We start from the raw sequence: 24,415 nt of genomic DNA, 5'->3' as shown, positions 1-24,415 counted from the left end.
CTTGGGCTTTTTCAGCGCCGCCAGGCAGGGGCGCAAAGATGATGCCGAACTTGGCAAGGGGTTGTGGCGCCGCGCGCACGACCGCTTCCACCGGGGTTTGGACCGCTTCCACCAGGTGCTCGAAGGGGTGGAGGATGACCAGCTGTACGGCGAACTGGTAGAGATTGCCAACGAGCTCGCGGCCCTGCTGCAGCGGGTCAGGGCAGTGTGCATGGAGGCCCAGCGCCGTTCGCCCAGTGATGGCCTGGACATCCCGGCTGAACTGGCGGATGTGCACCGCGCCTTGTCCAAGGCGGGCAACTCGCTGGCCACCACCGCGGAGGCGGCAGCCATGCTTCGGCTCGCCGTGGGGCCGGTGCCGGTTGGGGCGGCGTCCGTCCGTCGCCGGGCTGAGGCGGTCCACGAGCAGGTTGACGACGCCGAACGCCGGCTCCGCGGGGAATAGTCCCGCCCTGGGCACGAAATTATTCCCGGTCAGACGAACGAATATTGCCGTTACGCGTCTGGCTGACAGGGCGGGAAAAAGGGCCGTGTGGGCCTGCGGCTTTGGCAGGATGAACCTATGACTCTTTCACCTACCTTGACTTTCAACGACGGAAACACGATCCCCCAGCTCGGCTACGGTGTGTGGCAGGTTGAGGACGATGTGGCTGAAAAGGTTGTCCGCCAGGCCTTCGAAGCCGGCTTCCGCCACATCGATACGGCAAAAATTTACGGCAACGAGGCAGGCGTGGGCCGCGCCATCGCCAGCTCAGGCCTCTCGCCCGAGCAGATCTTCATTACCACCAAGCTGTGGAACGCGGACCAGGGATACGAGTCGACCCTCGCCGCCTTCGAGGAGTCCATGGACCGCCTTGGCCTGGACACCCTGGACCTGTACCTCATCCACTGGATGCAGCCCAAGCAGGACAAGTACGTCGATACCTGGAAAGCGCTGATCGAGCTGCAGAAGCGCGGCCGGGTCAAGTCCATCGGTGTCTCCAACTTCACGGCCGAAGGCCTGCAGCGCCTTATCGACGAAACCGGAGTGGTTCCGGCCATTCACCAGATCGAGCTTCACCCGTACTTCAGCCAGCGTGAGCTGAGGGCGTTTGGTGCCGACAAGGGCATCCTGACCCAGGCGTGGTCCCCGCTGGGCCAGGGCGGCGAGCTGCTGGAGGACCCTGCCGTGGCGTCCATCGCGGCCAAGCACCAGGCCACCCCGGCGCAGGTTGTCATCGCCTGGCACCTCGCGATCGGCAATGTGGTCATCCCCAAGTCGGTGACCGAGTCCCGCATCAAGGAGAACTTCGCAGCCCTTGAGGTCTCCCTGGACGCCGACGACGTCGAGGCAATCAACGCACTGGACCGGACTGACCGCGGCGAGGGCCGCATCGGACCGGATCCCGCCGTTTCCGACTTCCAGTAAGCCCGCGGGTTCCACAGACCCGCGACGGCGGCCCACGGCCACACCCGGCCGGTGGACTCCCGCCACTCCAACGTCAGCCCATGCTGCCGGCAACCGCCAGGCCGCATGGGCTGACGCCTTTAACGCGGCCGGCGGTCCGGTCCCGGGATCACTGCATTGCGTGTTCCCGCTGCCAGGCGGTCAGGCAGCGATTCTGACGTGCTCCACGGTGACGGCATCCACCACGGCCCAGCTGTCCTCGCCCGTGCACTGCCTGCTGGCAAAACGCTCGGCTTCCACCAGGGTGTCGAAGACCTCGGCGCGGGCACGGCCGCAATCAGCGTCGTAGTAGGTGACGTGAAATTCCTGTACGGCTTGGTTCTCCATGAATCCAGTGTGCAACCGGGGTCTGACATTCTTTGGAATCCGGCCCGCGTGTTGCCATCCGGCCCGGAACCGGGGGAGCGTCCAGGCCTGGGCGCCGGCGGCCATCACGGCTTTTGGGACGCTGCAGCTGCTGGTTCAAGGTCGGCCAGGGTCAGCAGGTGTGCAGGATCCACCGGGAGCGGGAAAGTGGAGGTTACCGCCAGCGACGGGCCCACATGGAGCAGCTCTCCGGGCCCCATGGCCCGCCAGCGCGGATTGTGGTCCATCGGTTCGGTGGCCAAGACGACGTGCGGAGACACTGACAGATCGGTGCTCCGGGAATGGATCCGCCGGCTTCGGGCATCCAGCGGTGCAGCCGGGGCCGGTTCGGCGGCCGGGTTCCGCTCCAGGACGTACAACTCGTGGCTGGCCGGGTACCGGAGCGCCCAGAGGTCGGTGGCAGTGGTGAGGATGAGGTTCAGGCTGTAGACGGGCAACTCCGCCGAGATCCACTCGACGGCCCGGAGGATGCTTTGCCCGATGTCGCCGCCTGACGTGCGGGCATGCGCCGTGATGAGGGCGAACAGCCGCTCACTGTCCGTTTGGCCCCGCACCAGGTCCGCAACGCCGAGTCTGGCGAGGTGGCGGTCAAGGCGGTCGAGGCCGGTGAAGGCGCCGTTGTGGGCGAAGAGCCGCCCATCCTGCACGAACGGGTGCGTGTTGGCCACGGTGCGTGCACCGGTGCTCGCGTACCTGACATGGGCCAGGAACGTGGTGCTCCGCAGCTCCCGGGCTTCGCGGGCAAACGCATGGTCTTCCCAGGCTGCCAGTGGCCGTTTGCTCAGCCTGGCCCGGCCATCCGCGTCGAAGGTCCCGATGCCCGCACCATCGGGCTCTCGCCGGCTTTGTTCAGTGAGGCTGTCCGGGGCGTCCAGCAGCCAAAATGTCGCCCGGACGGTCCGCGGACCGGCATGCAGCCCGAACAATCGGCACATGGCTCGTGCTCCCGGTTGCTAGTGGTGGAAGGCGGGCGTCTGCCCCTCCGAGGGCATGGGCGAAGTCAGTGCGTCCAGGTAGGCGACTTCTTTCTTGAGGTCGTCCAGGAAGCTGGCGGCGAGGTCGCGGGTGAAGCCGTTGCGGACCACGATCCGTTGCACGGTGGTGTCGCTGAGTCCCTCGGGCAGCGGGTAGGCCGGGACAAGCCATCCGTTCATCCTGAGCCGCTCGGACAGGTGGTGGAGGTTCCAGTTCTTGGTGTGGCCTTCGGCGAGTTGCCAGGCGAAGACCGGGATGTCGGAGCCGTCACTCCACAGGGTGAAAGCTTCCATGGCGCCGATCTCCCGGGAGAGGTAGAGCGCGACGTCGCGGGAGGTCGCCTGCACGGACTTGTAGCCGGCGAAGCCAAGCCGAAGGAACAGGTAGTACTGCAGAAGCACCTGGGCGCCGGGCCGGGAAAAGTTCAAGGCGAAGGTGGGCATGTCCCCGCCCAAGTAGCTGACATGGAAGATGAGGTCCTCGGGCAGCGCTTCCTCGTCCCGCCACACGATCCAGCCGAGGCCCGGATACACCAGCCCGTATTTGTGGCCGGAGGTGTTGATGGAGGCTACGCGGGGGAGCCGGAAATCCCAGTCAAGCTCCGGCTGCAGGAAGGGCGCGATCATGGCCCCGGATGCACCGTCGACATGGATGGGGATGTCCAGGCCGCGGTTTGCCTGGATGGCGTCCAGGGCCGCGGAGATTCCCGCCACGGACTCGTAGGCCCCGGTGTACGTGACGCCCATGATGGCCACCACCCCAATGGTGTTCTCGTCCACGTACCGCTCCAGGTCATGGCCGTCCAGCTTGGGGTGTTCCGCTGACACGGGAACGAAGCGCGCTTCCACTTCCCAGTAGTTGCAGAACTTTTCCCAGCACACCTGGACGGCTGAACTGAGCACGATGTTGGGTTTGTCCGTCGGCTGTCCGGCTGCGCGCCGACGATGCTGCCACCGGCGCTTCAGGGCCAGGCCGCCGAGCATGCACGCCTCGGAGGAACCGATGGTGGAGGTACCCACGGTCTTCGCCGGATCCGGCGCGTTCCACAGGTCCGCAAGCATCCGCCAGCACCGGGTCTCGATGAGCGCCGTCTGCGGGTACTCGTCCTTGTCGATCATGTTCTTGTCGAAGGTTTCCGCGTAGAGCTGTGAGGCCTCGCGTTCCATCCACGTCCCCACGAACGTTGCCAGGTTCAGCCGCGAGTTGCCGTCCAGCATCGCCTCGTCGTGGACCACCTGGTAGGCGGTGGAGGGCAGGGATTCGCCCTCGGGCATCGTGAAACGGGGGAAGAGGGTGGATTCACCCGCCCGACTGAACAATGGGTTCAGCTCAACGCTTGTTTCGGGCTCATGCTTCGGTGTCCGGTGTGACCTTGTCATTGCAGGGTTCCTTCAAGCTCGTGAACGCCGGGCTGTGCGGCTGGTGTCCACGTTACAAAGGAACGCCCGCCGCGGCTGTCCCCGCGGGCGCATGTCGCCCAAGCGGTGCGAACCAGACCATTCCGCAGGCGGGGCCGTGATCCACCCTTGATGACCGGCAACTGCTCTGGGTGCCTCCTGGTCAGTTGCTGCCCAGGCGCAGCACGCGTTCATGCGCCAGCATGGCGGCACGGCGCGCCTTGTCGGCGGCTCGGGCCGCCTGCTTGGCTTCGGCGTCCGTGCCGGACAGTTTCCTGCGGACCATCTCCAGCCGTTCCTCGGCGGCCTTGAGCCTCTCCCGGAGCAGGGCGGTCTCCTGGCGCAGTTCCGCGATCTCGGTTCGTGCCTCCTCGGCCTCCGCCTGCAGGTCCGCCGAACGCCAGGCGGCTTCTTCCTCGGCGGCCCTGGCCTGGGCATGGGCAGCCTTGGCCCGTTCCAGCGCCGGGGGCGACGCCGGCCGGGGAGTTTGGCGCACGGCCTCAAGGCGGGGTTTGGCGGGCTTGGGCTGGGAGGTGCGTTGCGGCGTCGTCCGCGTCTTTGCTGCCGTTGTGTCCGGTGCAGCCGGGGACGGCGATGGCCTGGGGGAAGACGGCACTGCGGGCAGCATTCCGGGCAGCGCCACCGCTCCGGCCAGGTCCACCTGGTTGACGCCATCGGCGGTCAGGACCTTCAGCAGGCGGCCGCTCGCAACGGCCGCGGCTGCTCCTTCGTCTGCGGTCAGTGCCCGCAGGGTCTCCTCCACGTCCGCGGCCATGGGGCTGCTGATGGGGCGCCCCTGCTCCGCAGCGACGGTCCGTGCGGTGTCGACGGCGGCAGCCAGCAGGGTGCGGCGCTCGCGTGCCAGCGCACGGAGGGCAGCGGCATCCAGCGATTCCTGCGCTGAGCGCATCCTTTCCCCCAGGGCGGCCAGGTCAGCCAGGACGTTAGGCCGTTGCCGGGCCAGCATATTAACCGCCCACGCGGCCACGGACGGTTTTGCCAGCGCCCGGACCGCCGCCGCCAGCTCCTTGTCCTGCCCCGCCGCCTCCTTGGCCGCGGCAGCGCGGGCCGCAATGAAACCGTCGAGGTCCCCGGCGTAGAGCCTGTCCGCAATGTCCGCCAGGGGTTCGTCTTCCATGCCGCCATCTTAGGTGCCGGCTCCTGAAGGTCCTGGGCGCTCCCGGGCTGGTCGGCCGGCCGCGTCCTTCCGGAGGCCCGTGCCCGGAGTCCCTGTTACTCGTAGGCGGGGAGGGGTATGTTGCTCGAATGGACGATTCATACCAGGTGATTGTGGTTGGCGGCGGTTTCGCCGGAAAGTCGGCAGCCGAGGAGTTGGGCCGCAAGGGTATCCGGGTGCTGCTGCTGGATACGAACAACTACCAGCAGTTCCAGCCGCTGCTCTACCAGGTCGCCGCGTCCCAGATCGGCGTCTCAGCGGTCACCCGGCCACTCCGCTCCGAATTCCGGCGCATCAACGGCGTGCGGGTCCTCACTGCGGAGGTGACAGCCATCGATGCTGCCAACCGCACGGTGACAACCCGTGATGGATCCAGCTACCGGGCCCGTGCCCTGGTGATCGCCACCGGCGCGGTACCTAATTACTTCAACACGCCGGGCGCTGACGAACACGCCTACCCGCTGTACTCCGTGGCAGACGCCACCCGCCTCAGCGTGGCCATCACGGCAGTGCTGGACGAGGCCGACCGGGAGCCGGCCGTCGGGGCCGACGTGATCGTGGTGGGCGGCGGCCCCACGGGTGTGGAGACCGCGGGGGCACTGGCCGAGAACGTCAAATACGTCGTGCCAAAGTATTTTTCTCCGGGGCTGGCCGCACGCTGCCATGTGCATTTGGTGGATATGGTTCCCAACGTCCTGGCTGCCTTCTCGGAGAAATCCCAGGCTTACGCGCGGGACCGACTGACCAAGCTCGGCGTTCAGTTGCACATGGGCCAGGCCGTGGGCGAGGTGAGGCCTGACGGTGTGACGCTCAAGGACGGGACGGTTATTCCTGCCAGGATCGTGGTGTGGGCCGGTGGACTCCAGGCGGGCCGGATCATCGCGGAGTCCGGGCTGCCGCAGGGCCGGGGCGGGCGCGTGGATGTCCAACCGGACCTGACGGTTTCCGGCTTCGAAGGCGTCTACGTGTTGGGTGACTCCGCCAACATCACCGATGCCGCCGGCGATAGATTGCCACAGCTCGGCTCGGTCGCCCAGCAATCGGGCAAATGGGCTGCGCGCAACATCCATGCCGACCTGACCGGCGGCACGCGCGAGCCGTTCCGCTACTGGGATAAGGGATACATGGCCATGGTGGGCCGGGGCGCCGCGGTGGCGGAGCTGGGGCGCCGGCGGCTGCAACTGCAGGGGCCGCTGGCATTCGTGTCCTGGCTCGCGGTGCACCTCGCCCTGCTGCCCGGATTCCAGCAGAAAATCCGGGCCCTGTTCTCGTGGGCGAATGGTTACCTCACGCACAGCCCGGCGCAGGTGGTGGTGGGACGGCCGGACTAGGCGCTCGCCGCCGTCGTTATGCCGTGGCGTAACCCAGGACGCGGCCCGCGGTGGTCCAGCCGGACTCCTGGAAGCCGGCGGCTGCATTCGGTTCAACCACCATATGCAGGTGCGCGGCGCCATGCAGGAACGCTTCTTCAGCCATGGCCGCGAACAGGGCCCGCGTGAAGACTTCTTTGTCCGGGCCCTCCGGGACTTCGAGGATGGTGACGGCCGCAGCTTCGTCCCGCACCTGGACGCGGCCCCTGGCCACCGGGTGGTCAAAGACAGTGATTTCGACGGCGTCGTAGCTGTCCATGGGTGCCAGGGCCACCTGGGAATTCTCGGGCAGGTCGACGCCGGTGTCCAGCTGGGATGTCGGGGCGTTCAGCAGAATCCTCTCGGCGGCCGGGGAGAATCCAGGCGGGGCGGGCGCCTGCGCTGCGGCTGTGGCGACGATCAGGGTCAGCCGCGCCCCGGGCCTGGCCGCCGCCGTGCCGGCAAGCTCTTCCCAGTCCGGGCCGGGCCAGCTTGCCACGTACTCCGCCGGTTCGTCGGGGGTACCGGGGGCAGCGTCCAGGATGAAACCGGCGCCGGCCGGTTCGGCGGAGCGGCCCTGCAAGTCGGCCCAGGCCGGGACCCAGCCGAGTGATGGGCCTTCGTGCTGTTCCGGCATTCGGGGGTCCTAACGTCAGCGTGCAACCGTTGCCCGCGCGGCCCTGCCGGGCCGGTGGATGCGGGCGTCCCTGCCAACGTAACGGATCAGCGGTGGGGCCGCCAGCGCCTGTGGCGCCGGTGGTCAGGGGAGATGGGTGAAGGACATTCCGGCCGCCAGCAGTTTGTCGAGGGCGTGGGCCACGCCCTCAGCCGTCCCGCCGTTCGGGTGGTTGCCATGGCAGATCACCACATCCCCGGGCCTGGCCTTGCCGATTTCCTTGGCGACGACGGCGGCAGTGTAGGTGGCACCGCCGTCGCCGTTGATGCTGAAGCCTGCAGGCCTGACACCCAGGGCATGGAGGATGTCGGCGGCGACGTCGTCCATGTAGGCGGTGCCGGGGCGGAAGTAGCGGGGACGGGCGCCGGTGATCCCGGCCAGCGCGAGGTCGTTGGGCATGACCTCGTCATAGACTTCTCCGGCGTTCTTTGTCCCGGGGATCCCGTAGGCGTTGTTTCCAGTGGTGGACAGCGGCTTGTGCGATGTTCCGTGGTTGGCCAGTTCGAACAGCGGGTCGGCTGCCAATTGCCGTGCTGTTGAGGGGTTGGCGGTGATCCACCGCGAGTTCAGGAAGAGCGTGGCAGGGATGTGCCGCTGGCGCAGGGTGTCCAGCAGCGCCTGGTCATAGCCGCTGCCGCCGGGTCCGCCGCAAAAGTCAAAGGTCAGCGAGATGCCCTGTGAAGCGGGTGGAAGCCTTGTCAGGACGCCGGGCGCTTCCAGTCCCCAGTAGTGGGCCTGGTGCTTTCCGTACGCGGCGACAATGTCGGCCCGGGACGGCACGGACGGCATTGAGGCGGGGAGGGGCGAGGAATCGTCCGGGTTTACGTCGACAATCCGGGCGGGCGCGTGTGAGGGAACGCTTGACGGTTCCGTGACCGTTTCTGCAGCGTCAGCCGCCCGCCGCCGGTCGGGCTGGAGATCCGGTACGGCAGCTGACAGCGTGAGCACCGCGGCCAGCAGTACGGTCCTGCGGCCGGGACCTTTGCCGTCCTGGCTCATGTGGCGTGCTCCTTGTGGTTCCACGGTCAGTTACCCCGCAGGGACTTCAAGCCGTCCCATGACTGATCCCCGTTGACCCTGAACCGGGGAGCGCTGGACGTGGCGGGGCAAGGCAGCGCCGGTTGTGCGACGGCGCACGGAACTGCAGCCGGAACGAAGGGGGTCATGACGGGATGATACCGCGCCAGCCTTGGCCTACCGTGAAAACGGAACTGCGGCGGTGCGCCTGCGCGCCAATGTGGCCGGTAACCGGCAAAGCCCGGGGAGGACCACGACCTCCGGGCCCGTCCTTGCCGGCGAATCATGGTGGCGTGCAGGGAGCTTCTGCGTTCGCTGGTGCCGTCCACATTGAATCCGGCGACCAGTACCGATAGAAAGGCACTGTGAAGCAGAGTATTTTCGCCCGCGTCGCGCAGCTCGCGAAGGCCAATCTGAACGCCCTCCTGGACTCCGCCGAGGACCCGAAAAAGATGCTGGACCAGATGGTTCGGGACTACTCGGAGAACATCCGTGAGGCCGAGGCGGCTGTTGCCCAGACCATCGGCAATCTCCGGATGGCCGAGGACGATTACGCCCGCGCCGTCGAGGACGCCGGCACTTGGGGCCGCAAGGCGGTTGCCGCGTCCCGCAAGGCGGACGAATTCCGGGCCGCGGGAAACAGCGTGGACGCTGACAAGTTCGACGCCCTCGCCAAGCTCGCCCTGCAGCGGCAGATGTCCGCCGAAGCGACAGCCAAGGCGCAGGCTCCTGCCCTGGCAGCGCAAAACGAGGTCGTCAACAAGCTCAAACAAGGGCTGGACCAGATGCGTGGCAAGCTCGGTGAGCTGACCGCCAAGCGCAACCAGCTCGTCAACCGGGCAACGGTGGCCGCCGCGCAGTCGCAGGTCCACGACGCCCTCAAAGCCTTGGACAGGGGGGACCCAACTTCGGCGATCGGACGCTACGAGGAGAGGATCCGCCGGCAGGAAGCGACGGTCCGCGGCCAGCAGGAAATCGCTGCCTCATCCCTGGATGCACAGTTCGCCTCTCTTGAGGACCTTGGAGAGCAGACCGAAGTGGAGGCACGGCTCGCGGCGCTCAAGTCCATGGACCGGAAAGCCATCGATAACCACGGCTCATAAGCGGCCGCGGGTCAGCCGGCACGGTGTGGCTCCTCGCTGTCCGATCCATCGTGACCGGCCTTGACCAACTTTTGTGTGTCAGTTAAGTGCCTCAGACAGGTTGGCAGTGCCGTAGGAGATCTTGTACGCGTAGTTGTAAATGACAACGCTGCGGACAGGATCCGGCAGGGAATTCCACATGCCTGCGTCCATGTCGAATCTTTGGCTGGCGCCCGATCCCAGTGGTCCGAGTTCGACCATCCTGGTTGCCCACACCGAGGATTGGCCGCCGGTCCCGGGGGATATCGTCCCCGGGCTCAACATGATCCGCAGATCATCACCCGGTGCGGTCACCAGATCTTCCAGGTGCAGGCTCGCGCCCGTCTCGCTCACGTCGATCGTCACGGTCCCGGTTGTGGTCGCACCCTCGGACTGGAATTGGCCTGTCAGGGTCCTGCGTTCGGGCAGGTGGCTGCTTGGAGTCGAGAGGGACTCAACGTGAAGGTCCGCGTCGTCATGGTCCGCATCTTCGTAAGTACACGCGGTGAGCACCGGAGCCAGAAGTGCAACGAGCAGGGCAGCGTGGATCAATTTCATCATTCCCCCAAATGATTCGTTCCCTTGGCGCCCTGCCCGCGAGTGGGCAGCCACCCGTTAACCAGCGAAAAACCCCGGAAACCCCTAAAACAAGGGGCTGTCCGGGGTTTATCCCGAGCTTCCTATCAGAATCGAACTGATGACCTTTTCATTACGAGTGAAACGCTCTACCGACTGAGCTAAGGAAGCACCGCACAAAATCCCGGACTGAACCGGGCCCTTCATGCAAGAGTCAACTGTAATAGAGTCTCTGCGCCGCGGTCAAAATGGGACAGGTGCAGGCCGCTGAGGCGTTCAGCACACGGTGTTGTCGGCCGGAACTTTGCCCCCGACCAGGTAATTGTCCACCGAATCTTCGAGGCAACTGTTGGCCCGGCCGTAGGCTGTGTGCCCCTCGCCCTTCCAAGTCAGCAGCGAGGCGTTCCCCAGCTGTTTGCGCAGGGAGGCAGCCCAATCAACCGGGGTGGCGGGGTCGCCCGTGGTTCCGATGACCACGATCGGGGAGTTCCCCGAGTATTCGACCGCCTGCGGCGTCCGGACGTTCTTGTACGGCCAGTCAGCGCAGCTGGTCCCGCCGTAGGCGAAGAAGTAGCCAAAGGTGGGGGAGTCCTGTTCCAGGCGCTTCTCCTCCGCCCGCATGCCGGCGGTGTCCGAAACCATGGGGTAGTCAAGGCAGTTGATCGCGTTGAACGCGAACGTGGAATTGGAGGTGTACGAGCCGTCGGTCGCACGGTCGGCGCTGATGTCGGCGAGGCGCAGCACCAGGCTCACATCCCCGTTCATGGCGGCCTCCAGCGCCTGGGTGAGGGCAGGCCAGCTCTGGTCGTTGTAGAGCGGGGTGATCAGGCCGCTGACGAACGTCGTCGCGTTGACCAGGCGGCCGTCCTTGGCGGTGCGGGGGGTCTGTTGGACGGCGTCGATGAGGTCCCGGATCTGTTGCACGCCGGAGTCGACGTCGCCGGTCAGCGGGCACTTGCCCTGCCGCTGGCAGCTGGCGACGTAGGTGTGGATGGCCTTCTCGAACGCGCGGGCCTGGCCGCTGGTCAGGTCCTCATTGCTGATGGACGGGTCGAGGGCGCCGTCAAGGACCATCCGGCCCACGTTGTCCGGAAACAATGAAGCGTAGGTGGAGCCCAAGAAGGTCCCGTACGAGTATCCGAGATAATTCAGTTTGGTGTCATTGACCACCGCACGCAGCACGTCCAGGTCCTTGGCGGCGCTAACGGTGTCGATATGCGCCAGGACCGGGCCGGTTTGCGCCGCGCACTGGGCAGCGATTGCCTTGTTGTCCGCCAGTGCCGCCGCCAGCCCGGTGTCGGTTTCGAGGGCGTAGGTCTTGGCGCGTGCCGCGTCACGCTCCGCGTCGGTCATGCAGGTCACGGGAGCGGAACGCTTGACGCCGCGGGGATCGAAGCCCACGAGGTCGTACGCATTGCGGACGGCCGCCGAGAAGTGTGTCGCAGCGGCGTCCTTCACGAAGTCATAGCCGGACGCGCCCGGGCCTCCCGGATTGACCAGCAGGCTGCCCGTTTTCTTGCCGCTGCTGGGGGCCCGCAGGGCCGCGATTTGGATGGTGTCGCCGGCCGGGTTGGCGTAGTCCATCGGGACGGTCACCTTGGCGCACTGGAATTCGCCTTCGCAGGGCTGCCAGACGACTTCCTGCGAGTAAAACTTCTCCAGCCCGGCGGGCGCGGACGCCACGATCGAGGGGTCGGCCTTGGCGGTGGCCGCCTCCGGCGGGTTCTTGTCCCCGCCGTTGAGGAGGCTGCACGAGGCAAGGACCATGACCAGGGCCATGGCGCCCGCGGCGCGGACGGCGGGCAGCAAGGACCTGTGGCGTGCGGGCAGGGGGCGGGCAGTCATCGGGTCTCCTTGGAGGGCTGGATCAGGCTGGCCGCCATGGACTCGAGGGTCAGCAGCGGGGCGACGTTTGTGGTGGTGATGCGTTCGCGGGCTTTGTTGATGGCATCCATCCGGGCAAGCGTGCCTTCCGGAGTACTGCGGGCGGCGAACTCCTCCAGCTCACTCCTGAGTTCAACGTTGACCAGCTCCACGGCGTTCCCCAGCTGGATGATCAACACGTCCCGGTAGAAGGACAGGAGGTCCGTGAGGGTCCGGTCCAAGGAGTCCGTGATGGAGCGCTTGGCCCGCCGCTTCTGGTCGTCCTCAAGCTGTTTCACCTGGCTGCGCATCGCCGGGGGGAGCGTGCCGGACTCGGGCGCGCCAAGTGTTGCCAGGAGGGCTGCTTTTTCCGCGGCGTCGCGCTCCTCGTTGGAGCTGGTGGCCTCTGCGGTTGCGATCTTCACCAGCTTGTCCGCCATCATCACCGCGGCTGTGACGCCACGGAGCCCGAGCGGGAACCGCACCGTCTCCAGGCGGCGTTCCCGGGCGGCGGGGTCCCGGGCCAGCCGGCGGGCGATCCCCACGTGGCTTTGCGCTGCCCGCGCCGCGCGTTCGGCGAGCTCAGGATCAACGCCGTCCCGCCTGACCAGCAGGGCTGCAACTTCCGCGGCAGGCGGCAGCCGCAAGGCAACACTGCGGCAGCGGGACCGAATGGTCACCAGGACGTCGGCCGGGGACGGTGCGCAGAGCATCCACACAGTGCGCGGGGTGGGTTCCTCGATGGCCTTCAGCAGCACGTTGGTGGTCCGCTCAGCCATCCGGTCGGCATCCTCCACCACGATGATCCGCCAACGCCCCGCGGACGGCCGGTTCCCCGCTGTTGCCACCAGTTCGCGGGCCTCATCAATGGTGATGGTGACCTTCTCCGTGCGGACGAAGGTGACGTCCGAGTGGGTTTCCCCGAGGATGGTGCGGCACGCTTGGCACTGGCCGCAGCCCCGCATGCCCACGTCTTCCTGGTCGCAGTTCAGCGCGGCAGCGAAGGCCTTGGCTGCGTTGGAGCGACCGGAGCCCGGCGGCCCGGTAAACAGCCAGGCGTGGGTCAGGCCTTCGCCGCTTGCCGCCTGGCGCAGTTGTTCGACGACGGCGGTTTGGCCCTGGAGGTCATCCCACACCGTCACGAGCCGCCACCGTCCGTCCCCTGCCGGGAGGGCAACCCATTGGAAGGAACCGGGCCGGCCAGCAGTGCGTCGACCCGGTCGCGGATTTGCGCCGCGAGTTCGTCCGCCGGCAGTTCCGCGGGCAGGACCAGGTAGGACCCGGGGCGGCCGGCAGCGAGGTCGAGGAAAGCCTTCCGAATCCTGGTGTGGAAGTCATCAGCCTCGGACTCCAGACGGTCCTCGGCCGCCTGGCCGGCCGTGCGGCGGCTGCGGCCAAGCCGCGGGTCGACGTCCAAGAGGACTGTGAGGTGGGGCTGCAGGCCCGAGGTGGCCCAGTCGTTGAGGGACTTGACGGCGTCCTGGCCGAGGTCGCGGCCCGCCCCCTGGTAGGCCACTGACGAGTCAATGTAGCGGTCGGTCAGCACGATTTCGCCGCGGCCGAGTGCCGGCCGGATGACCTGCGCGGCGTGGGCGGCCCGGGACGCCGCGAAAATAAGGGCCTCGGTATGGGCATCGATCTCGCCGTTGCCATGGTCCAGAACCAGCGAACGCAGCTTTTCGCCTACCGGGGTGCCGCCGGGTTCACGGGTGCGGCGCACGGTGTACCCCCGCGATTCCAGCTCAGCCGCAAGCCGGGCCGCCTGCGTCGACTTGCCGGCGCCATCGCCACCTTCGAATGCGATGAACACGCCCGCCTTTTGTTTGCTCACCTCCCAAGCCTACCGAGCCGGACCGACATTTTTTGACCCGTCGCCGCACCCTGTGTGGATAGCCGGTGAACGCAAGGCGTCCATACGGCGGCACCCCTTTCAGGCGGATCCCGGCCGGACAGTACGCTGTTGAACATGAGTCTTTCCGAGCACCAGGCCGCGTCCCTTTCCCCCGAGACCGTCGTGGTCGCGGCCGGACGTCCGCCCCGGGAAAGGGACCAGCCGGTCAACCCGCCCATCACCTTGTCCTCCACCTACTTCGGCACCGGTCCGCTGGGCGACGGGGACCGGGGTTACGGCCGTTATTCGAACCCGACGTGGGATCCCTTCGAAGAGGCGCTGGGCCAGCTGGAGGGCTCCGCGCTGCCGGGCCTGCTGTACGCCTCAGGCCTGGCGGCCGTCAGCTCGGCGTTGTCCCTGATCCCGGCCGGGGGAGTGCTGGTGATGCCGGACCACAGCTATTCGGGCTCGCTGGTCATGGCCTCCGAACTTGCCCAGAAGGGCTTCATAGAGCTCCGCACCGTGGACATCGCTGATACCGATGGTGTCAAAGCTGCCCTGGCGCCCACCGGTCCCGGGGCCCGGGCCGCGGCCATGCTCTGGCTGGAAAGTCCCACCAACCCGATGTTGGGAATCGCTGACATGGCGGCCGTCGCCGAGGCCGCCCACGCCGCAGGAGCCATCGTCGTCACGGACAACACCTTTTCCACCCCTTTGGTGCAGCAGCCCCTCCGGCTCGGGTCCGACGTCGTGCTCCACTCGGTGACCAAATACCTCGCCGGGCACTCCGACGTCGTCCTTGGGGCGCTGGTCACCTCCAACCCGGACATCCGGTCCGCCTTGCTGCACCACCGCATCATCCACGGCGCCATCGCCGGACCTTTCGAAGCATGGCTGGCGCTGCGCGGACTGCGGACCCTTGCACTGCGGGTGGAGCGGTCCCAAAGCTCCGCGATGCTGCTGGCGGAGCGCCTCGCGGCCCACCCCGCCATTGAATCCGTCCGCTTCCCGGGCCTCCCGTCGGACCCCGGCCATGAGCGGGCCCAGGCCCAGATGAAGGGCTTCGGCTCCATCATCTGCGTGCAGGTGGCGCCGGCCGCCGGCCTGGGCGGTGCCGACGCTGCGGACAAGGTGGTGGAGGCCCTCGCATTATGGCTCCCCGCCACGTCACTGGGCGGCGTCGAGTCCCTGATCGAACGCCGTCGCAGGCACGCAGCAGAACCTGCCAGCGTGCCGGACAACCTGGTTCGCCTCAGCGTGGGGGTCGAGAACGTGGAGGATCTCTGGGCGGACCTGAAGCAGGCGCTGGACACGCTGGGCGGCTAGGCTGGGTTCGTGGACGGTGAACTGATTATTCGGCCTGTAGAACAGGCAGTGTTCTTTATCCTTGGCCTGGTGGCCCTGGGACTGGAATTGTGGGCGCTGGTGGACTGTGCCCGGCACCGCGCCAACGCGTTCGAGGCGACTGGCAAGCGGACCAAGGCCTTCTGGCTCGCGCTGACCGGCGGCGCCACACTGGTGGGCGTGATTTCGCTGTTCGGCGCCGGCGGCGGGATTGTCAGCACCCTTGGCCTGTTTGGGCTCGCCGCGGTCGTGGCCGCCTCCGTTTACCTCGCCGATGTCCGCCCCGCCGTGAAGGACGCCGGCCGCGGCGGCAGCCGCAACACGGGGCCCTACGGCCCCTGGTAGCCAGGTTCCACGGCGTCCCAGCCCACGGTTAGTTCGCCCAGCCGCCATCTGGCCGGGCCGTCCTGGACCGGCCACCCGGCGTCGCGCAGGCTCCGGCACATGCCCACCCAGCGCTGCCTGTTCCCGAACGAGGCAAGGGGGGCGCATTCCAGCCAGGCCCGGTCCAGCGCCAGCAGGAAGTCGTGGACCCGTTCACCGGGAATATTGCGGTGAATGAGGGCCTTCGGCAGGCGCTCGGCCACCTCCGAGGGCAGGTCGAAGCTGCCGAAGCGGACCGAAATGCTCAAGGACAGCGGCCGCTCACGGTCAAGCGCAACCCACGTCACCCGGCGCCCCACTTCGTCGCACGTGCCGTCGATAAACAGGCCGCCCGGTGCCAACCGGTCCTGAACCAGGCGCCAGATGCCCGGCACATCCGCTTCCTCGTACTGGCGCAGCACGTTGAAGGCCCGGACCAGGACCGGACGGCCGGGGACGGGAAGCTCGAAGCCGCCCACATGGAAGGTCAGTCCCGGACGCTGGAGCGGGATCGCCGCCTGCACGCGCCCGGGCTCGATTTCGATGCCGGACACGCGGACGTCCGCCCGCACTGTGGCAAGGCGCTCAAAGAGTTCGACGGCGGTGGCCGGGGTGGCGCCGTAGCCCAGGTCAACCACGAGGGGGTCGGCCGCGGACCGCAGCCGCCACGCCTGCGGTCCCGTCAGCCAGCGGTCCACCCGCCGCATCCGGTTGGGGTTGGTGGTTCCCCGGGTGACGTTGCCTACCGGCCGGCCCTGCCGGCCGGCAGATGTCCTGCCGGAAAGTTGTGGGGTATTCACCCGTTCAGCCTTTTGAACCACGGCCCCAACACTATCCCCGCGGGGGTGGAGGCGGGTCCAAAAGCCTGCCCGGCCATGTAACGCTGGGCGGCCGGCAACACTGCTCGGCTAGGATGAAAATCATGACTTACAAGCTGATTCTGCTGCGCCACGGCCACAGCGAATGGAACGCCAAGAACCTGTTCACCGGCTGGGTGGACGTTGACCTGAACGACCAGGGCCGCGCGGAAGCAGCGCGGGGCGGTGAGCTGCTGGTGGAGAACCACATCCTCCCGGATGTGCTGTACACCTCCCTGCTGAAGCGGGCCATCAACACCGCCAACATCGCGCTGGACAAAGCCGACCGCGGCTGGATCCCGGTCAAGCGTGACTGGCGCCTGAACGAACGCCATTACGGCGCGCTGCAGGGCAAGGACAAGGCCCAGACCCTGGCCGAATACGGTGAAGCGCAGTTCATGGAATGGCGCCGGTCCTACGACACTCCGCCGCCGCCCCTGGATGACGACTCCGAGTTCTCCCAGGCCCACGACCCCCGCTATGCCGGCCTCGGCGACGCCCTCCCGCGCACCGAGTGCCTCAAGGACGTCCTGGTACGCCTGCTGCCCTACTGGGAATCGGACATCAAGGAAGACCTCAAGGCAGGCAAGACCGTCCTGGTCACAGCCCACGGCAACTCGCTTCGTGCGCTGGTCAAGCACCTGGACGGCATCAGTGACGAGGCCATCGCCGGGCTGAACATCCCCACCGGCATTCCGCTGGTGTACGACCTCGACGATGACTTCAAGCCGATCAAGCCCGGTGGAACCTACCTGGACCCAGAGGCCGCTGAGCAGGCCATCCTGGCCGTAGCCAACCAGGGCAAGAAGTAAGACTTCGCGGTTCTTCGCCGGGTGCTCGGTCGTTCCTCCCTTAGACGCACTCCGGCCGAAGAACGCGCTGCGTCAAATGTGAAACGACGACGGCGGGCTGGTCACCTGGGGTGACCAGCCCGCCGTCGTTATCCGCCTGGTTAGCTGTGTTCAGTCGCGTTGGGCTGCCACGCGCCGGTGACCAGGTAGGTCACTTTCTGGGCGACGGAGACGCCGTGGTCCGCGAACCGCTCGAAGTAGCGGCTGGCGAGGGCCACGTCCACGGTGGTCGCCGGCGACTCGGTCCACTCGGGTGAGGCGATGGCCTTGAAGACGCTCAGGTGCAGGTCATTGATGGCGGTGTTCGCCTTCAGGATGTCCCTGGCCACCTCGAGGTCGCGGCTCTCCAGCAGCACCGTCAATTTGTCGGCGATCTCCTGGTCCAGTTCGGCCATGCGGTTGAAGGTCCCGGTCATGGACTCCGGAATGACCGTGGACGGGTACCGGAGGCGGGCCAGCTGGGCGATGTGGCGCGCGAGGTCGCCCATCCGCTCCAGTGAGGCACTCATCCGCAGCGAGCCCACGATCATGCGCAGGTCGCTCGCCACGGGACCCTGCAAAGCCAGGATGTCGATGGCCCGCTCATCGAGGCTGTTCTGCAGGAAGTCGATGCGCGCATCCGCCGCGATGACGTCCTGGGCGAGGTCCACGTCCGCGACCTGGAATGAAGTGGTGGCCTTGTCTATGGCTTCGCTGACCAGCCGGGAGATCTCCACCAGCTGGTCACCGACCTGGGTGAGCTCTTCCTGAAAAACCTTACGCACGTAGGCGTCCTTTCCTTGGAACTCCTGCCGGCCGCTCCAGGGCAGCAGGAATCGTGTCGCCATGGGGCGCTCTAACCATTAACTCTGTCATCGCCCGGTAAACGATTATGCCCATGGAGGTGAACGTTAGTTGAACCGTTCGCGGTGAGGGCTTCGAAGCGCCGGTGGCCTCCGGGCAAGAGCATAAAGTGGAGCTGTGGATCCTATGCTCATTGGTCTGGTTGCAGGCCTCGTCGGCCTGGCGCTTGGCACGTTCGGCGTGCTGGCGTTCCGGGTCAGCGAGAAGCAGCGCGAGCTGCTGGAGGTCGACGCCGGGGAACCTGCGCTGCCGGACGGGGCGGCGGAGGTGCTGGCCGTCGTCGGACGTGCCTTCGTGGTCCTGGATGACGTCGACGGCGTTGTCCGTGCCAGCCCGGCAGCCTACGCCTACGGCCTGGTCCGCGGCCATACCGTGGTCCACAAGGAACTCCTGGACATGACCGCGGGTGTGCGGCGCGATGGCGTCATCCTGGAGAAGCAGCTGGAGCTCCCGCGCGGACCGCTGGGGCAGGGGACCATCATCGTCCAGGTCCGGGCAGCCATGCTGGGTGAGGAATACATCCTGCTCCTGGCCGATGACCGGACCGAGATCACCCGCACGGAAGAGATCCGTAACGACTTCGTCGCCAACGTCTCGCATGAACTGAAGACGCCCGTCGGCGCCATTTCCCTGCTGGCCGAGGCCCTCGAGTCGTCCGCGGACGACGAAGAAGCGGTCCGCCGGTTCGCCAAGCGGATGCACAAGGAGTCAGCCCGCCTCGCCGCACTGGTCCAGGACATCATCGAGCTGTCCCGGCTGCAGGGCGCCAGCGTGACGCAGCAAGGCGGCCCCGTGGACATCAACGCGGTCATCGCCGAGGCCGTGGACCGGTCGCAGCTGCCCGCCGAGAGCAAGAACATCAGCATCGTGGTGGGCGGCCGCACCGAGGGCAAGGTCTTCGGCGACCAGGACCTTTTGGTCACCGCGCTGCGCAACCTCATCGACAACGCCATCCGCTATTCACCGGCCAACACCAGAGTGGGAATCGGCGTACGTTCCAGGGAGGGCCTGGTGTCCATCTCCGTGACCGACCAAGGGGACGGGCTCACGCCCGAGGATCAGGAACGCGTCTTCGAACGCTTCTACCGCGTCGATGCCGCCCGTTCGCGACAGACCGGCGGCACCGGCCTGGGCCTGAGCATCGTCAAACATGTGGCCTCAAACCATGGCGGCGAGGTGACGCTCTGGTCCCAGCCGGGCCAAGGATCGACCTTCACGCTGCGGCTTCCCGAGATGGAAGGACAGGACAGCGACCGTCCGGTCCCCGACGCTCCGGCACCGTCGCCGGCGCGGCAGCCGGCCGGCCGGCCTGCACCCACCCAAGTACCCCGCGCCGCCGGCGCAACAGAACGAGGAGCTAGCGCTTGAGCAGGATTTTGATAGTGGAGGACGAGGAGTCGTTCAGCGATCCCTTGTCCTATTTGCTGGGCAAGGAAGGATTCGAGGTTGAGGTGGTGGACAACGGCCTCGACGCGATCACGGAATTCGACCGCAACGGCGCCGACCTTGTCCTGCTGGACCTGCAGCTGCCCGGCCTGTCCGGCACCGAGGTATGCCGCCAGCTCAGGCAGCGTTCCAGCGTTCCAGTGATCATGCTGACGGCCAAGGACTCGGAGATCGACAAAGTCGTGGGCCTGGAGCTCGGCGCGGACGACTACGTCACCAAGCCCTATTCCTCCCGCGAACTGGTGGCCCGGGTCAGGGCGGTCCTGCGGCGCCAGGGCGAGCCGGAGGAACTGATTTCCTCAACGGTCCAGGCCGGCCCGGTCCGGATGGACATCGAACGCCACGTCGTGAGTGTGGACGGCGAGCAGGTCCTGCTGCCATTGAAGGAGTTTGAGCTCCTGGAGATGCTCCTGCGCAACTCCGGCCGGGTCCTCACCCGGGGGCAGCTGATTGACCGGGTCTGGGGGTCGGACTACGTCGGCGACACCAAGACCCTTGACGTCCACGTCAAACGCCTCCGCGGCAAGATCGAGCCAGATCCCTCCGCACCCCGGTTCCTGGTCACCGTGCGGGGCCTCGGTTACAAGTTCGAACCCTAGGCCCCGGGCAGCCAAGGCTGTCCAGGCCAGCGCAACAGCAAAGGGAGGGCCAACCGGCCCTCCCTTTGCTGTACGTCTCGGGCGCCCGCCTTGGCGGGCTCCCCGCTAGCGGCTGGTGGCGGTTGCCGTTGCGCTTGGCGTGGCGGTGGCCGTTGCGCTGGCGCCGGCGGACGACGACGGCGAAGCCGACGGGCTCGCAGTGGGCAGGTAGTCCTTGTATTCCTTCAATGTGGCATCCAGGACCGGCACCTTGACCGTGCTGGTGACGTTTGTGCCGTTCTCGCTGATCTTGACGTCCACCAGCGAACCCGGCTTTCCGCCGGTGGTGCTCAGGATGGCAGGGTCGGTGTTTTCGTTCAGCAACGTGTAGGAGTTCGCCTTCACCGGAACTTCGGTCTGTGAGCCCTTGGCGCCGTTGACCGTGAGCTTCACGTCCTTGGAAGAGGAGTTGTAGACCGCGCCGATCAGGCGGCCGGGTCCGTCTTCGCCGCTGGAAACGATGAGGATGTTCCGCAGCTGCAACGGGCCGAGGTCTGCGCGGATGCCGTCCGAGGCGGAGTACTGGTGGCTGGTCTGCTGGGGCGTGATGTAACCGCAGCCCGCAGTCAGCAGGCTGACGCCAAGGGCAGCAGCCGTCAGTGCCAGTTTGCCGCGCTGGGCCCGGTTCATCGCAGTGGAACGCACGTCACGTACTCCTCGAGAAATTTGAAGTCTTTTGCAGCCATAGCCTATCCGCAAACGGGGTCAAACGAGGATTCGAGGCCGTCACATCGACTGTGGGAACGCTCACCTGATGCACTAATATCCTCATCCGTCAAGGGGGTCGAGGAGGTCGATTGGGCCGTTTTTCCGCGTATTTTCGCGGTTGGGAGCCCTTTCTCCGGCCGGTCATATGCCTGAATCGTGATAAACTGGTCTGCGGGAAAGGGGAAATGTCCACATGGTATTTGAGGTCGGCGAGACAGTAGTTTACCCTCACCACGGTGCTGCGAAGATTGAAGAAATCAAGATGCGCACCATCAAGGGCGAAGAGAAGATGTATCTCAAGCTCAAGGTGGCTCAGGGTGATCTGACCATTGAAGTTCCAGCAGAAAACGTGGACCTTGTTGGGGTTCGGGACGTAGTGGGCAAGGAAGGCCTGGAGCACGTGTTTGATGTGCTTCGTGCCGAGTTCACCGAAGAACCCACCAACTGGTCACGCAGGTACAAGGCAAATCTGGAGAAGCTTGCTTCCGGTGACGTCATCAAGGTGGCAGAGGTCGTTCGCGACCTGTGGCGCCGGGATCACGACCGGGGCCTTTCCGCAGGCGAAAAGCGAATGCTGGCCAAGGCCCGCCAAATTCTGATTTCAGAGTTGGCACTGGCTGAAAAGACCGACGAGGAGAAGGCCGCAAGCGTTCTCGACGAGGTCCTGGCTTCCTAAGAATTTAGCCCCGGCAGCACTAACGTGCCGCCGGGGCTTCTTTTTGCCCGAAACCGGGCTGCGTCCCGGGCACGGCGCAGCCGCCACGGCGTCGTAGGCTAGTCCGCATGAGTGAATCAACGCCCCTGGTCACGGGAGTCATCGTGGTGGCCGCCGGTTCCGGGCAGCGGCTCGGCTACGGGATGCCCAAGGCGGCTGTCCCCCTCGGAGGCGAACCGATCCTGATGCATGCCTTGCGGGGCATCGTCGCCTCCGGTGTTGCGAGCCAGGTCTGCGTGGTGCTGCCCGCAGGGGACGAAGGCCTGCGCCGTCTCTGCGGCAGTTTCCGGGACGAACTGGCCGACGGCGGCCCCCTCCTCACCCTTGTGGACGGCGGCGCCACCCGGGCTGACTCCGTCCGCGCCGGTATGGCTGCCCTGATGGACGGCACGGAAGCGGTCCTGGTCCATGATGCCGCCAGGGCGCTGACGCCCGAGTCCGTCTTCCACCGCGTAACGGAAGCCCTTGCCGCCGGCGCTGCCGCCGTCATTCCCGTTCTCCCCGTCGTGGACACCATCAAGACCGTTGCAGCCACGTCCGGAGGGGACAGCGTTTTCGCGCCGGAGGTGGTCACGGGAACGGCCCGCCGCGAGGAACTGCGGGCCGTTCAGACACCCCAAGGATTCACCCTCGACACGCTGGTGCAGGCGCACCGGTCCGCCGAGGGCCTGGACCGGCGGGAGTCGGCGGCCGTCACCGATGACGCAATGCTCGTGGAGATGCTGGGGACGCCGGTCTACGCTGTCCGCGGCTCAACCCAGTCGCTGAAGATCACCACGCCGCTTGACCTGATCTTCGCCGAAGGGCTCCTTGAGGGTCCCCTTGGCGCCCGGTGGGTGGAAGGGTGAGCGCGGACATGATCCTGCCGCGGACCGGTGTGGGTATCGACGTCCATGCATACGCCGCCCACGGCAAGGACCGCCCGTTGTGGCTCGGCGGACTCTTCTGGCCCGGCGAACGCGGCCTGGCCGGCCATTCTGACGGCGACCCGGTGGCCCACGCCGCAGCGGATGCGCTGTTCTCCGCCGCCGGCATCGGCGACCTTGGCACCCACTTCGGCACCGACCGCCCGGAATTCGCCGGTGCGTCGGGTGTGACGCTGCTCGCCGAAGCGGCGCGGATCGTCCGGGCTGCGGGTTTCGAGATCGGCAATATCGCCGTCCAGTTCGTGGCCAACCGGCCGAAGTTCGGTCCCCGCCGGGAAGAAGCTCAGCACGTCCTCTCAGAGGCCGCCGGTGCACCGGTGAGCGTCACTGCCACCACCAGCGACGGCCTGGGATTCACCGGCCGTGGCGAGGGCATCTCCGCGGTGGCTACCGCCTTGGTCTACCCACGGACCAGCGGCACCATCGGCTAGTCTGGAGCGGTGACCCTGCGCTTCTATGACACCGCCTCCGCCGAAGTCCGGAACTTCACCCCGATCGTTGAGGGCAAGGTCAGCCTCTATTACTGCGGGGCCACGGTGCAGGGAATGCCCCACGTGGGGCACATCCGTTCCGCCATCGCCTTCGACCAGCTGACCCGCTGGCTGCAATACCGGGGCCTTCGCGTCACTGTGGTCCGCAACGTCACGGACATTGACGACAAGATCCTCGCCAAATCCGAGGCATCATTCGCGCCGGACTTCATCCCCGAGCCGGGAGAAGTGCCGCGGGAGGAGTGGTGGGCGCTGGCATACCGTTACGAGCGGGAATTCCTGGCGGCCTACGACACCCTCGGCGTCTCCCGCCCCACGTACGAGCCCCGGGCCACCGGGCACATCCCCGAGATGCACGCCCTGATCCAACAGCTCATCGACCGCGGCCACGCCTACCCCGCGCTGGACGAATCAGGCGACGTGTACTTTGACGTCCGTTCCTGGGGCAACTACGGGGCACTCACCCGGCAAAACATCGACGACATGCAGGCAGCGCCCGACGCCGATCCCCGCGGGAAGAAGGATCCCCGCGACTTTGCGTTGTGGAAGGGTTCCAAAGAAGGCGAGCCGGCCACCGCCAGCTGGGCCTCGCCGTGGGGTGCGGGGCGTCCGGGCTGGCACCTGGAATGCTCCGCCATGGTCACCAAGTACCTGGGGACTGCCTTCGACATCCACGGCGGCGGACTGGACCTGCGTTTCCCGCACCACGAAAACGAGATGGCCCAGTCGCAGGCTGCGGGACATGGCTTCGCCAACTTCTGGATGCACAACGGCATGGTGACCTACCAGGGCGAAAAGATGTCCAAATCCGTTGGGAACACCATCAGCCCCACCGAAATGCTGGAACTCGCTTCCCCTCGGGTTGTCCGCTACTACCTTGGCCAGGCCCACTACCGCTCCGTCCTGGACTACCGGCCCACGTCCCTTCAGGAAGCCGCTGCCGCCGTCGAACGCATCGACGGGTTCCTGGCGAAGGCCGTGGCGCGCTTCGGCGCCGATTTCGGGTTGGTGGCCGGCGGCTCCGCTGACCCGGCTGAGGCACTTGACGCGTTTTCAACTGCGATGGACGACGACCTGAATGTTCCGCGTGCCCTGGCGGCGCTGCACGAGACCGTGCGGGCCGGGAACACGGCCCTGGCGGACGGGGACGACGACGCTGCCCGGAAAGCGATGTACGCCGTCGTCACCATGACCGACGTCCTGGGACTCAACGCCGTCGCCGGTTCCGGGCAGGCGGGCAGCCGGGAGGCCGACGCCTTGGGCGTCCTGGTGGAGGCGCAGCTGGCGGCCCGTGCCGCTGCCCGTGCCGCCAAGGACTGGGCTGCTTCCGACGCCATCCGGGACACCCTCAACCAGGCCGGCGTCGTGGTGGAAGACGGCCCGGACGGTGCCACCTGGAGCCTCAAGCGGGACTGATCAGCCACTGCCCCTGAGCACG

Annotated in this window: 26 protein-coding genes and 1 tRNA gene; 13 read left to right on the top strand and 14 right to left on the bottom strand. The window is 66.8% G+C overall.

The window, feature by feature from the left end; all coding sequences use genetic code 11:
* The first annotated feature begins 1 nt into the window (after position 1).
* Positions 2-445, top strand: a complete 444-nt coding sequence (locus AC4EEO_RS15445; RefSeq protein ID WP_018762369.1) for a hypothetical protein — start codon at positions 2-4, stop codon at positions 443-445.
* 117 nt (positions 446-562) lie between these two features.
* Positions 563-1,408 (top strand): aldo/keto reductase, encoded by an 846-nt coding sequence (locus AC4EEO_RS15440; protein WP_109044733.1) that lies wholly within the window; start codon positions 563-565, stop codon positions 1,406-1,408.
* Between the two features lie 180 nt (positions 1,409-1,588).
* Here the strand turns inward: AC4EEO_RS15440 and AC4EEO_RS15435 are convergent, their stop codons facing one another.
* The 4 genes from AC4EEO_RS15435 to AC4EEO_RS15420 form a co-directional block, all read right to left on the bottom strand.
* Positions 1,589-1,774, bottom strand: coding sequence for a hypothetical protein (locus tag AC4EEO_RS15435; protein ID WP_109044783.1), 186 nt, complete (start codon positions 1,772-1,774; stop codon positions 1,589-1,591).
* Between the two features lie 104 nt (positions 1,775-1,878).
* Positions 1,879-2,748: a class II glutamine amidotransferase gene (locus AC4EEO_RS15430; protein WP_109044732.1), complete on the bottom strand. Its 870-nt coding sequence runs from the start codon at positions 2,746-2,748 to the stop codon at positions 1,879-1,881.
* Between the two features lie 18 nt (positions 2,749-2,766).
* Positions 2,767-4,167, bottom strand: coding sequence for a glutamate decarboxylase (gad, locus tag AC4EEO_RS15425; protein ID WP_109044731.1), 1,401 nt, complete (start codon positions 4,165-4,167; stop codon positions 2,767-2,769).
* Between the two features lie 181 nt (positions 4,168-4,348).
* The gene (locus AC4EEO_RS15420) at positions 4,349-5,323 is read right to left on the bottom strand and encodes a hypothetical protein (protein ID WP_491339208.1); all 975 of its coding nucleotides are present in this window, start codon (positions 5,321-5,323) and stop codon (positions 4,349-4,351) included.
* 128 nt (positions 5,324-5,451) lie between these two features.
* Between AC4EEO_RS15420 and AC4EEO_RS15415 the strand changes: the two genes are divergently transcribed.
* Complete coding sequence (locus tag AC4EEO_RS15415) at positions 5,452-6,693, top strand: NAD(P)/FAD-dependent oxidoreductase (protein ID WP_491329321.1); 1,242 nt, start codon at positions 5,452-5,454, stop codon at positions 6,691-6,693.
* A gap of 16 nt (positions 6,694-6,709) precedes the next feature.
* Here the strand turns inward: AC4EEO_RS15415 and AC4EEO_RS15410 are convergent, their stop codons facing one another.
* The gene (locus tag AC4EEO_RS15410; protein ID WP_491329322.1) at positions 6,710-7,348 is read right to left on the bottom strand and encodes a hypothetical protein; all 639 of its coding nucleotides are present in this window, start codon (positions 7,346-7,348) and stop codon (positions 6,710-6,712) included.
* 123 nt (positions 7,349-7,471) lie between these two features.
* Entirely contained in the window at positions 7,472-8,386 is a 915-nt protein-coding gene (locus AC4EEO_RS15405) for a polysaccharide deacetylase family protein (RefSeq protein ID WP_491329323.1), read from the bottom strand.
* Between the two features lie 383 nt (positions 8,387-8,769).
* Between AC4EEO_RS15405 and AC4EEO_RS15400 the strand changes: the two genes are divergently transcribed.
* A complete protein-coding gene (locus AC4EEO_RS15400) occupies positions 8,770-9,507 on the top strand; it encodes a PspA/IM30 family protein (protein WP_491329324.1) in 738 nt (245 codons plus the stop codon).
* Between the two features lie 78 nt (positions 9,508-9,585).
* Here the strand turns inward: AC4EEO_RS15400 and AC4EEO_RS15395 are convergent, their stop codons facing one another.
* From AC4EEO_RS15395 to tmk, 5 genes are all read right to left on the bottom strand, one after another.
* A complete protein-coding gene (locus AC4EEO_RS15395; protein ID WP_491329325.1) occupies positions 9,586-10,086 on the bottom strand; it encodes a DM13 domain-containing protein in 501 nt (166 codons plus the stop codon).
* Between the two features lie 113 nt (positions 10,087-10,199).
* Positions 10,200-10,272, bottom strand: a tRNA-Thr gene (locus tag AC4EEO_RS15390).
* A 105-nt stretch (positions 10,273-10,377) separates the two neighbouring features.
* Complete coding sequence (locus AC4EEO_RS15385) at positions 10,378-11,946, bottom strand: alpha/beta hydrolase (RefSeq protein ID WP_491329326.1); 1,569 nt, start codon at positions 11,944-11,946, stop codon at positions 10,378-10,380.
* On the bottom strand, positions 11,943-13,106 hold the full coding sequence (locus tag AC4EEO_RS15380; RefSeq protein WP_491329327.1) for a DNA polymerase III subunit delta': 1,164 nt from the start codon (positions 13,104-13,106) through the stop codon (positions 11,943-11,945). Before AC4EEO_RS15380 ends, AC4EEO_RS15385 begins: the two co-directional genes overlap by 4 nt.
* A complete protein-coding gene (gene tmk / locus AC4EEO_RS15375; RefSeq protein ID WP_491329328.1) occupies positions 13,103-13,795 on the bottom strand; it encodes a dTMP kinase in 693 nt (230 codons plus the stop codon). The genes AC4EEO_RS15380 and tmk overlap by 4 nt, the downstream gene beginning before the upstream one ends.
* A 135-nt stretch (positions 13,796-13,930) precedes the next feature.
* Between tmk and AC4EEO_RS15370 the strand changes: the two genes are divergently transcribed.
* The gene (locus AC4EEO_RS15370; RefSeq protein WP_491329329.1) at positions 13,931-15,121 is read left to right on the top strand and encodes a trans-sulfuration enzyme family protein; all 1,191 of its coding nucleotides are present in this window, start codon (positions 13,931-13,933) and stop codon (positions 15,119-15,121) included.
* A gap of 9 nt (positions 15,122-15,130) precedes the next feature.
* On the top strand, positions 15,131-15,484 hold the full coding sequence (locus AC4EEO_RS15365) for a DUF2516 family protein (RefSeq protein ID WP_018762318.1): 354 nt from the start codon (positions 15,131-15,133) through the stop codon (positions 15,482-15,484).
* On the opposite strand, the gene AC4EEO_RS15360 is transcribed toward AC4EEO_RS15365, so the two are convergent.
* Positions 15,469-16,323, bottom strand: a complete 855-nt coding sequence (locus tag AC4EEO_RS15360) for a class I SAM-dependent methyltransferase (protein WP_133832714.1) — start codon at positions 16,321-16,323, stop codon at positions 15,469-15,471. The two genes, AC4EEO_RS15365 and AC4EEO_RS15360, sit on opposite strands and share 16 nt — an antisense overlap.
* A 101-nt stretch (positions 16,324-16,424) precedes the next feature.
* Here AC4EEO_RS15360 and AC4EEO_RS15355 point away from each other — a divergent pair, with 101 nt between their 5' ends.
* Positions 16,425-17,171, top strand: a complete 747-nt coding sequence (locus tag AC4EEO_RS15355) for a phosphoglyceromutase (RefSeq protein ID WP_491339207.1) — start codon at positions 16,425-16,427, stop codon at positions 17,169-17,171.
* A gap of 140 nt (positions 17,172-17,311) precedes the next feature.
* Here AC4EEO_RS15355 and phoU read toward each other — a convergent pair whose 3' ends face one another.
* Positions 17,312-17,974: a phosphate signaling complex protein PhoU gene (gene phoU, locus AC4EEO_RS15350; RefSeq protein ID WP_026264739.1), complete on the bottom strand. Its 663-nt coding sequence runs from the start codon at positions 17,972-17,974 to the stop codon at positions 17,312-17,314.
* Positions 17,975-18,179: 205 nt separating this feature from the next.
* Between phoU and AC4EEO_RS15345 the strand changes: the two genes are divergently transcribed.
* Positions 18,180-19,421 carry a sensor histidine kinase gene (locus AC4EEO_RS15345; protein ID WP_491330896.1) on the top strand — a complete coding sequence of 414 codons (1,242 nt, stop codon included), beginning with the start codon at positions 18,180-18,182 and terminating at the stop codon, positions 19,419-19,421.
* On the top strand, positions 19,418-20,098 hold the full coding sequence (locus AC4EEO_RS15340) for a response regulator transcription factor (RefSeq protein WP_026264738.1): 681 nt from the start codon (positions 19,418-19,420) through the stop codon (positions 20,096-20,098). The genes AC4EEO_RS15345 and AC4EEO_RS15340 overlap by 4 nt, the downstream gene beginning before the upstream one ends.
* A gap of 105 nt (positions 20,099-20,203) precedes the next feature.
* On the opposite strand, the gene AC4EEO_RS15335 is transcribed toward AC4EEO_RS15340, so the two are convergent.
* A complete protein-coding gene (locus AC4EEO_RS15335) occupies positions 20,204-20,767 on the bottom strand; it encodes a hypothetical protein (RefSeq protein WP_018762312.1) in 564 nt (187 codons plus the stop codon).
* Between the two features lie 271 nt (positions 20,768-21,038).
* Here AC4EEO_RS15335 and AC4EEO_RS15330 point away from each other — a divergent pair, with 271 nt between their 5' ends.
* From AC4EEO_RS15330 to cysS, 4 genes are all read left to right on the top strand, one after another.
* Entirely contained in the window at positions 21,039-21,521 is a 483-nt protein-coding gene (locus tag AC4EEO_RS15330) for a CarD family transcriptional regulator (RefSeq protein WP_011690592.1), read from the top strand.
* Between the two features lie 107 nt (positions 21,522-21,628).
* A complete protein-coding gene (gene ispD / locus AC4EEO_RS15325; RefSeq protein WP_018762310.1) occupies positions 21,629-22,408 on the top strand; it encodes a 2-C-methyl-D-erythritol 4-phosphate cytidylyltransferase in 780 nt (259 codons plus the stop codon).
* Between the two features lie 8 nt (positions 22,409-22,416).
* Positions 22,417-22,917, top strand: coding sequence for a 2-C-methyl-D-erythritol 2,4-cyclodiphosphate synthase (gene ispF / locus AC4EEO_RS15320; protein WP_026264734.1), 501 nt, complete (start codon positions 22,417-22,419; stop codon positions 22,915-22,917).
* 9 nt (positions 22,918-22,926) lie between these two features.
* Positions 22,927-24,393: a cysteine--tRNA ligase gene (gene cysS, locus AC4EEO_RS15315; protein WP_491329332.1), complete on the top strand. Its 1,467-nt coding sequence runs from the start codon at positions 22,927-22,929 to the stop codon at positions 24,391-24,393.
* Positions 24,394-24,415: the final 22 nt, after the last annotated feature.

The sequence above is a fragment of the Pseudarthrobacter sp. MOO13 genome, assembly GCF_058267655.1.
The sequence above is the reverse complement of the archived record's forward strand: the minus strand, read 5'-3'. Positions and strand labels throughout refer to the sequence as shown.

Coding starts and splice junctions, on each gene's coding strand:
- AC4EEO_RS15335 (WP_018762312.1), bottom strand. CDS start 20,767: ATGAACCGGGCCCAGCGCGGCAAACTGGCACTGACGGCTGCTGCCCTT.
- AC4EEO_RS15405 (WP_491329323.1), bottom strand. CDS start 8,386: ATGAGCCAGGACGGCAAAGGTCCCGGCCGCAGGACCGTACTGCTGGCC.
- ispF (WP_026264734.1), top strand. CDS start 22,417: ATGATCCTGCCGCGGACCGGTGTGGGTATCGACGTCCATGCATACGCC.
- AC4EEO_RS15330 (WP_011690592.1), top strand. CDS start 21,039: ATGGTATTTGAGGTCGGCGAGACAGTAGTTTACCCTCACCACGGTGCT.
- AC4EEO_RS15420 (WP_491339208.1), bottom strand. CDS start 5,323: ATGGAAGACGAACCCCTGGCGGACATTGCGGACAGGCTCTACGCCGGG.
- AC4EEO_RS15385 (WP_491329326.1), bottom strand. CDS start 11,946: ATGACTGCCCGCCCCCTGCCCGCACGCCACAGGTCCTTGCTGCCCGCC.
- AC4EEO_RS15370 (WP_491329329.1), top strand. CDS start 13,931: ATGAGTCTTTCCGAGCACCAGGCCGCGTCCCTTTCCCCCGAGACCGTC.
- AC4EEO_RS15355 (WP_491339207.1), top strand. CDS start 16,425: ATGACTTACAAGCTGATTCTGCTGCGCCACGGCCACAGCGAATGGAAC.
- ispD (WP_018762310.1), top strand. CDS start 21,629: ATGAGTGAATCAACGCCCCTGGTCACGGGAGTCATCGTGGTGGCCGCC.
- gad (WP_109044731.1), bottom strand. CDS start 4,167: ATGACAAGGTCACACCGGACACCGAAGCATGAGCCCGAAACAAGCGTT.
- AC4EEO_RS15440 (WP_109044733.1), top strand. CDS start 563: ATGACTCTTTCACCTACCTTGACTTTCAACGACGGAAACACGATCCCC.
- AC4EEO_RS15395 (WP_491329325.1), bottom strand. CDS start 10,086: ATGATGAAATTGATCCACGCTGCCCTGCTCGTTGCACTTCTGGCTCCG.
- AC4EEO_RS15415 (WP_491329321.1), top strand. CDS start 5,452: ATGGACGATTCATACCAGGTGATTGTGGTTGGCGGCGGTTTCGCCGGA.
- AC4EEO_RS15345 (WP_491330896.1), top strand. CDS start 18,180: ATGCTCATTGGTCTGGTTGCAGGCCTCGTCGGCCTGGCGCTTGGCACG.
- AC4EEO_RS15410 (WP_491329322.1), bottom strand. CDS start 7,348: ATGCCGGAACAGCACGAAGGCCCATCACTCGGCTGGGTCCCGGCCTGG.
- AC4EEO_RS15435 (WP_109044783.1), bottom strand. CDS start 1,774: ATGGAGAACCAAGCCGTACAGGAATTTCACGTCACCTACTACGACGCT.
- AC4EEO_RS15430 (WP_109044732.1), bottom strand. CDS start 2,748: ATGTGCCGATTGTTCGGGCTGCATGCCGGTCCGCGGACCGTCCGGGCG.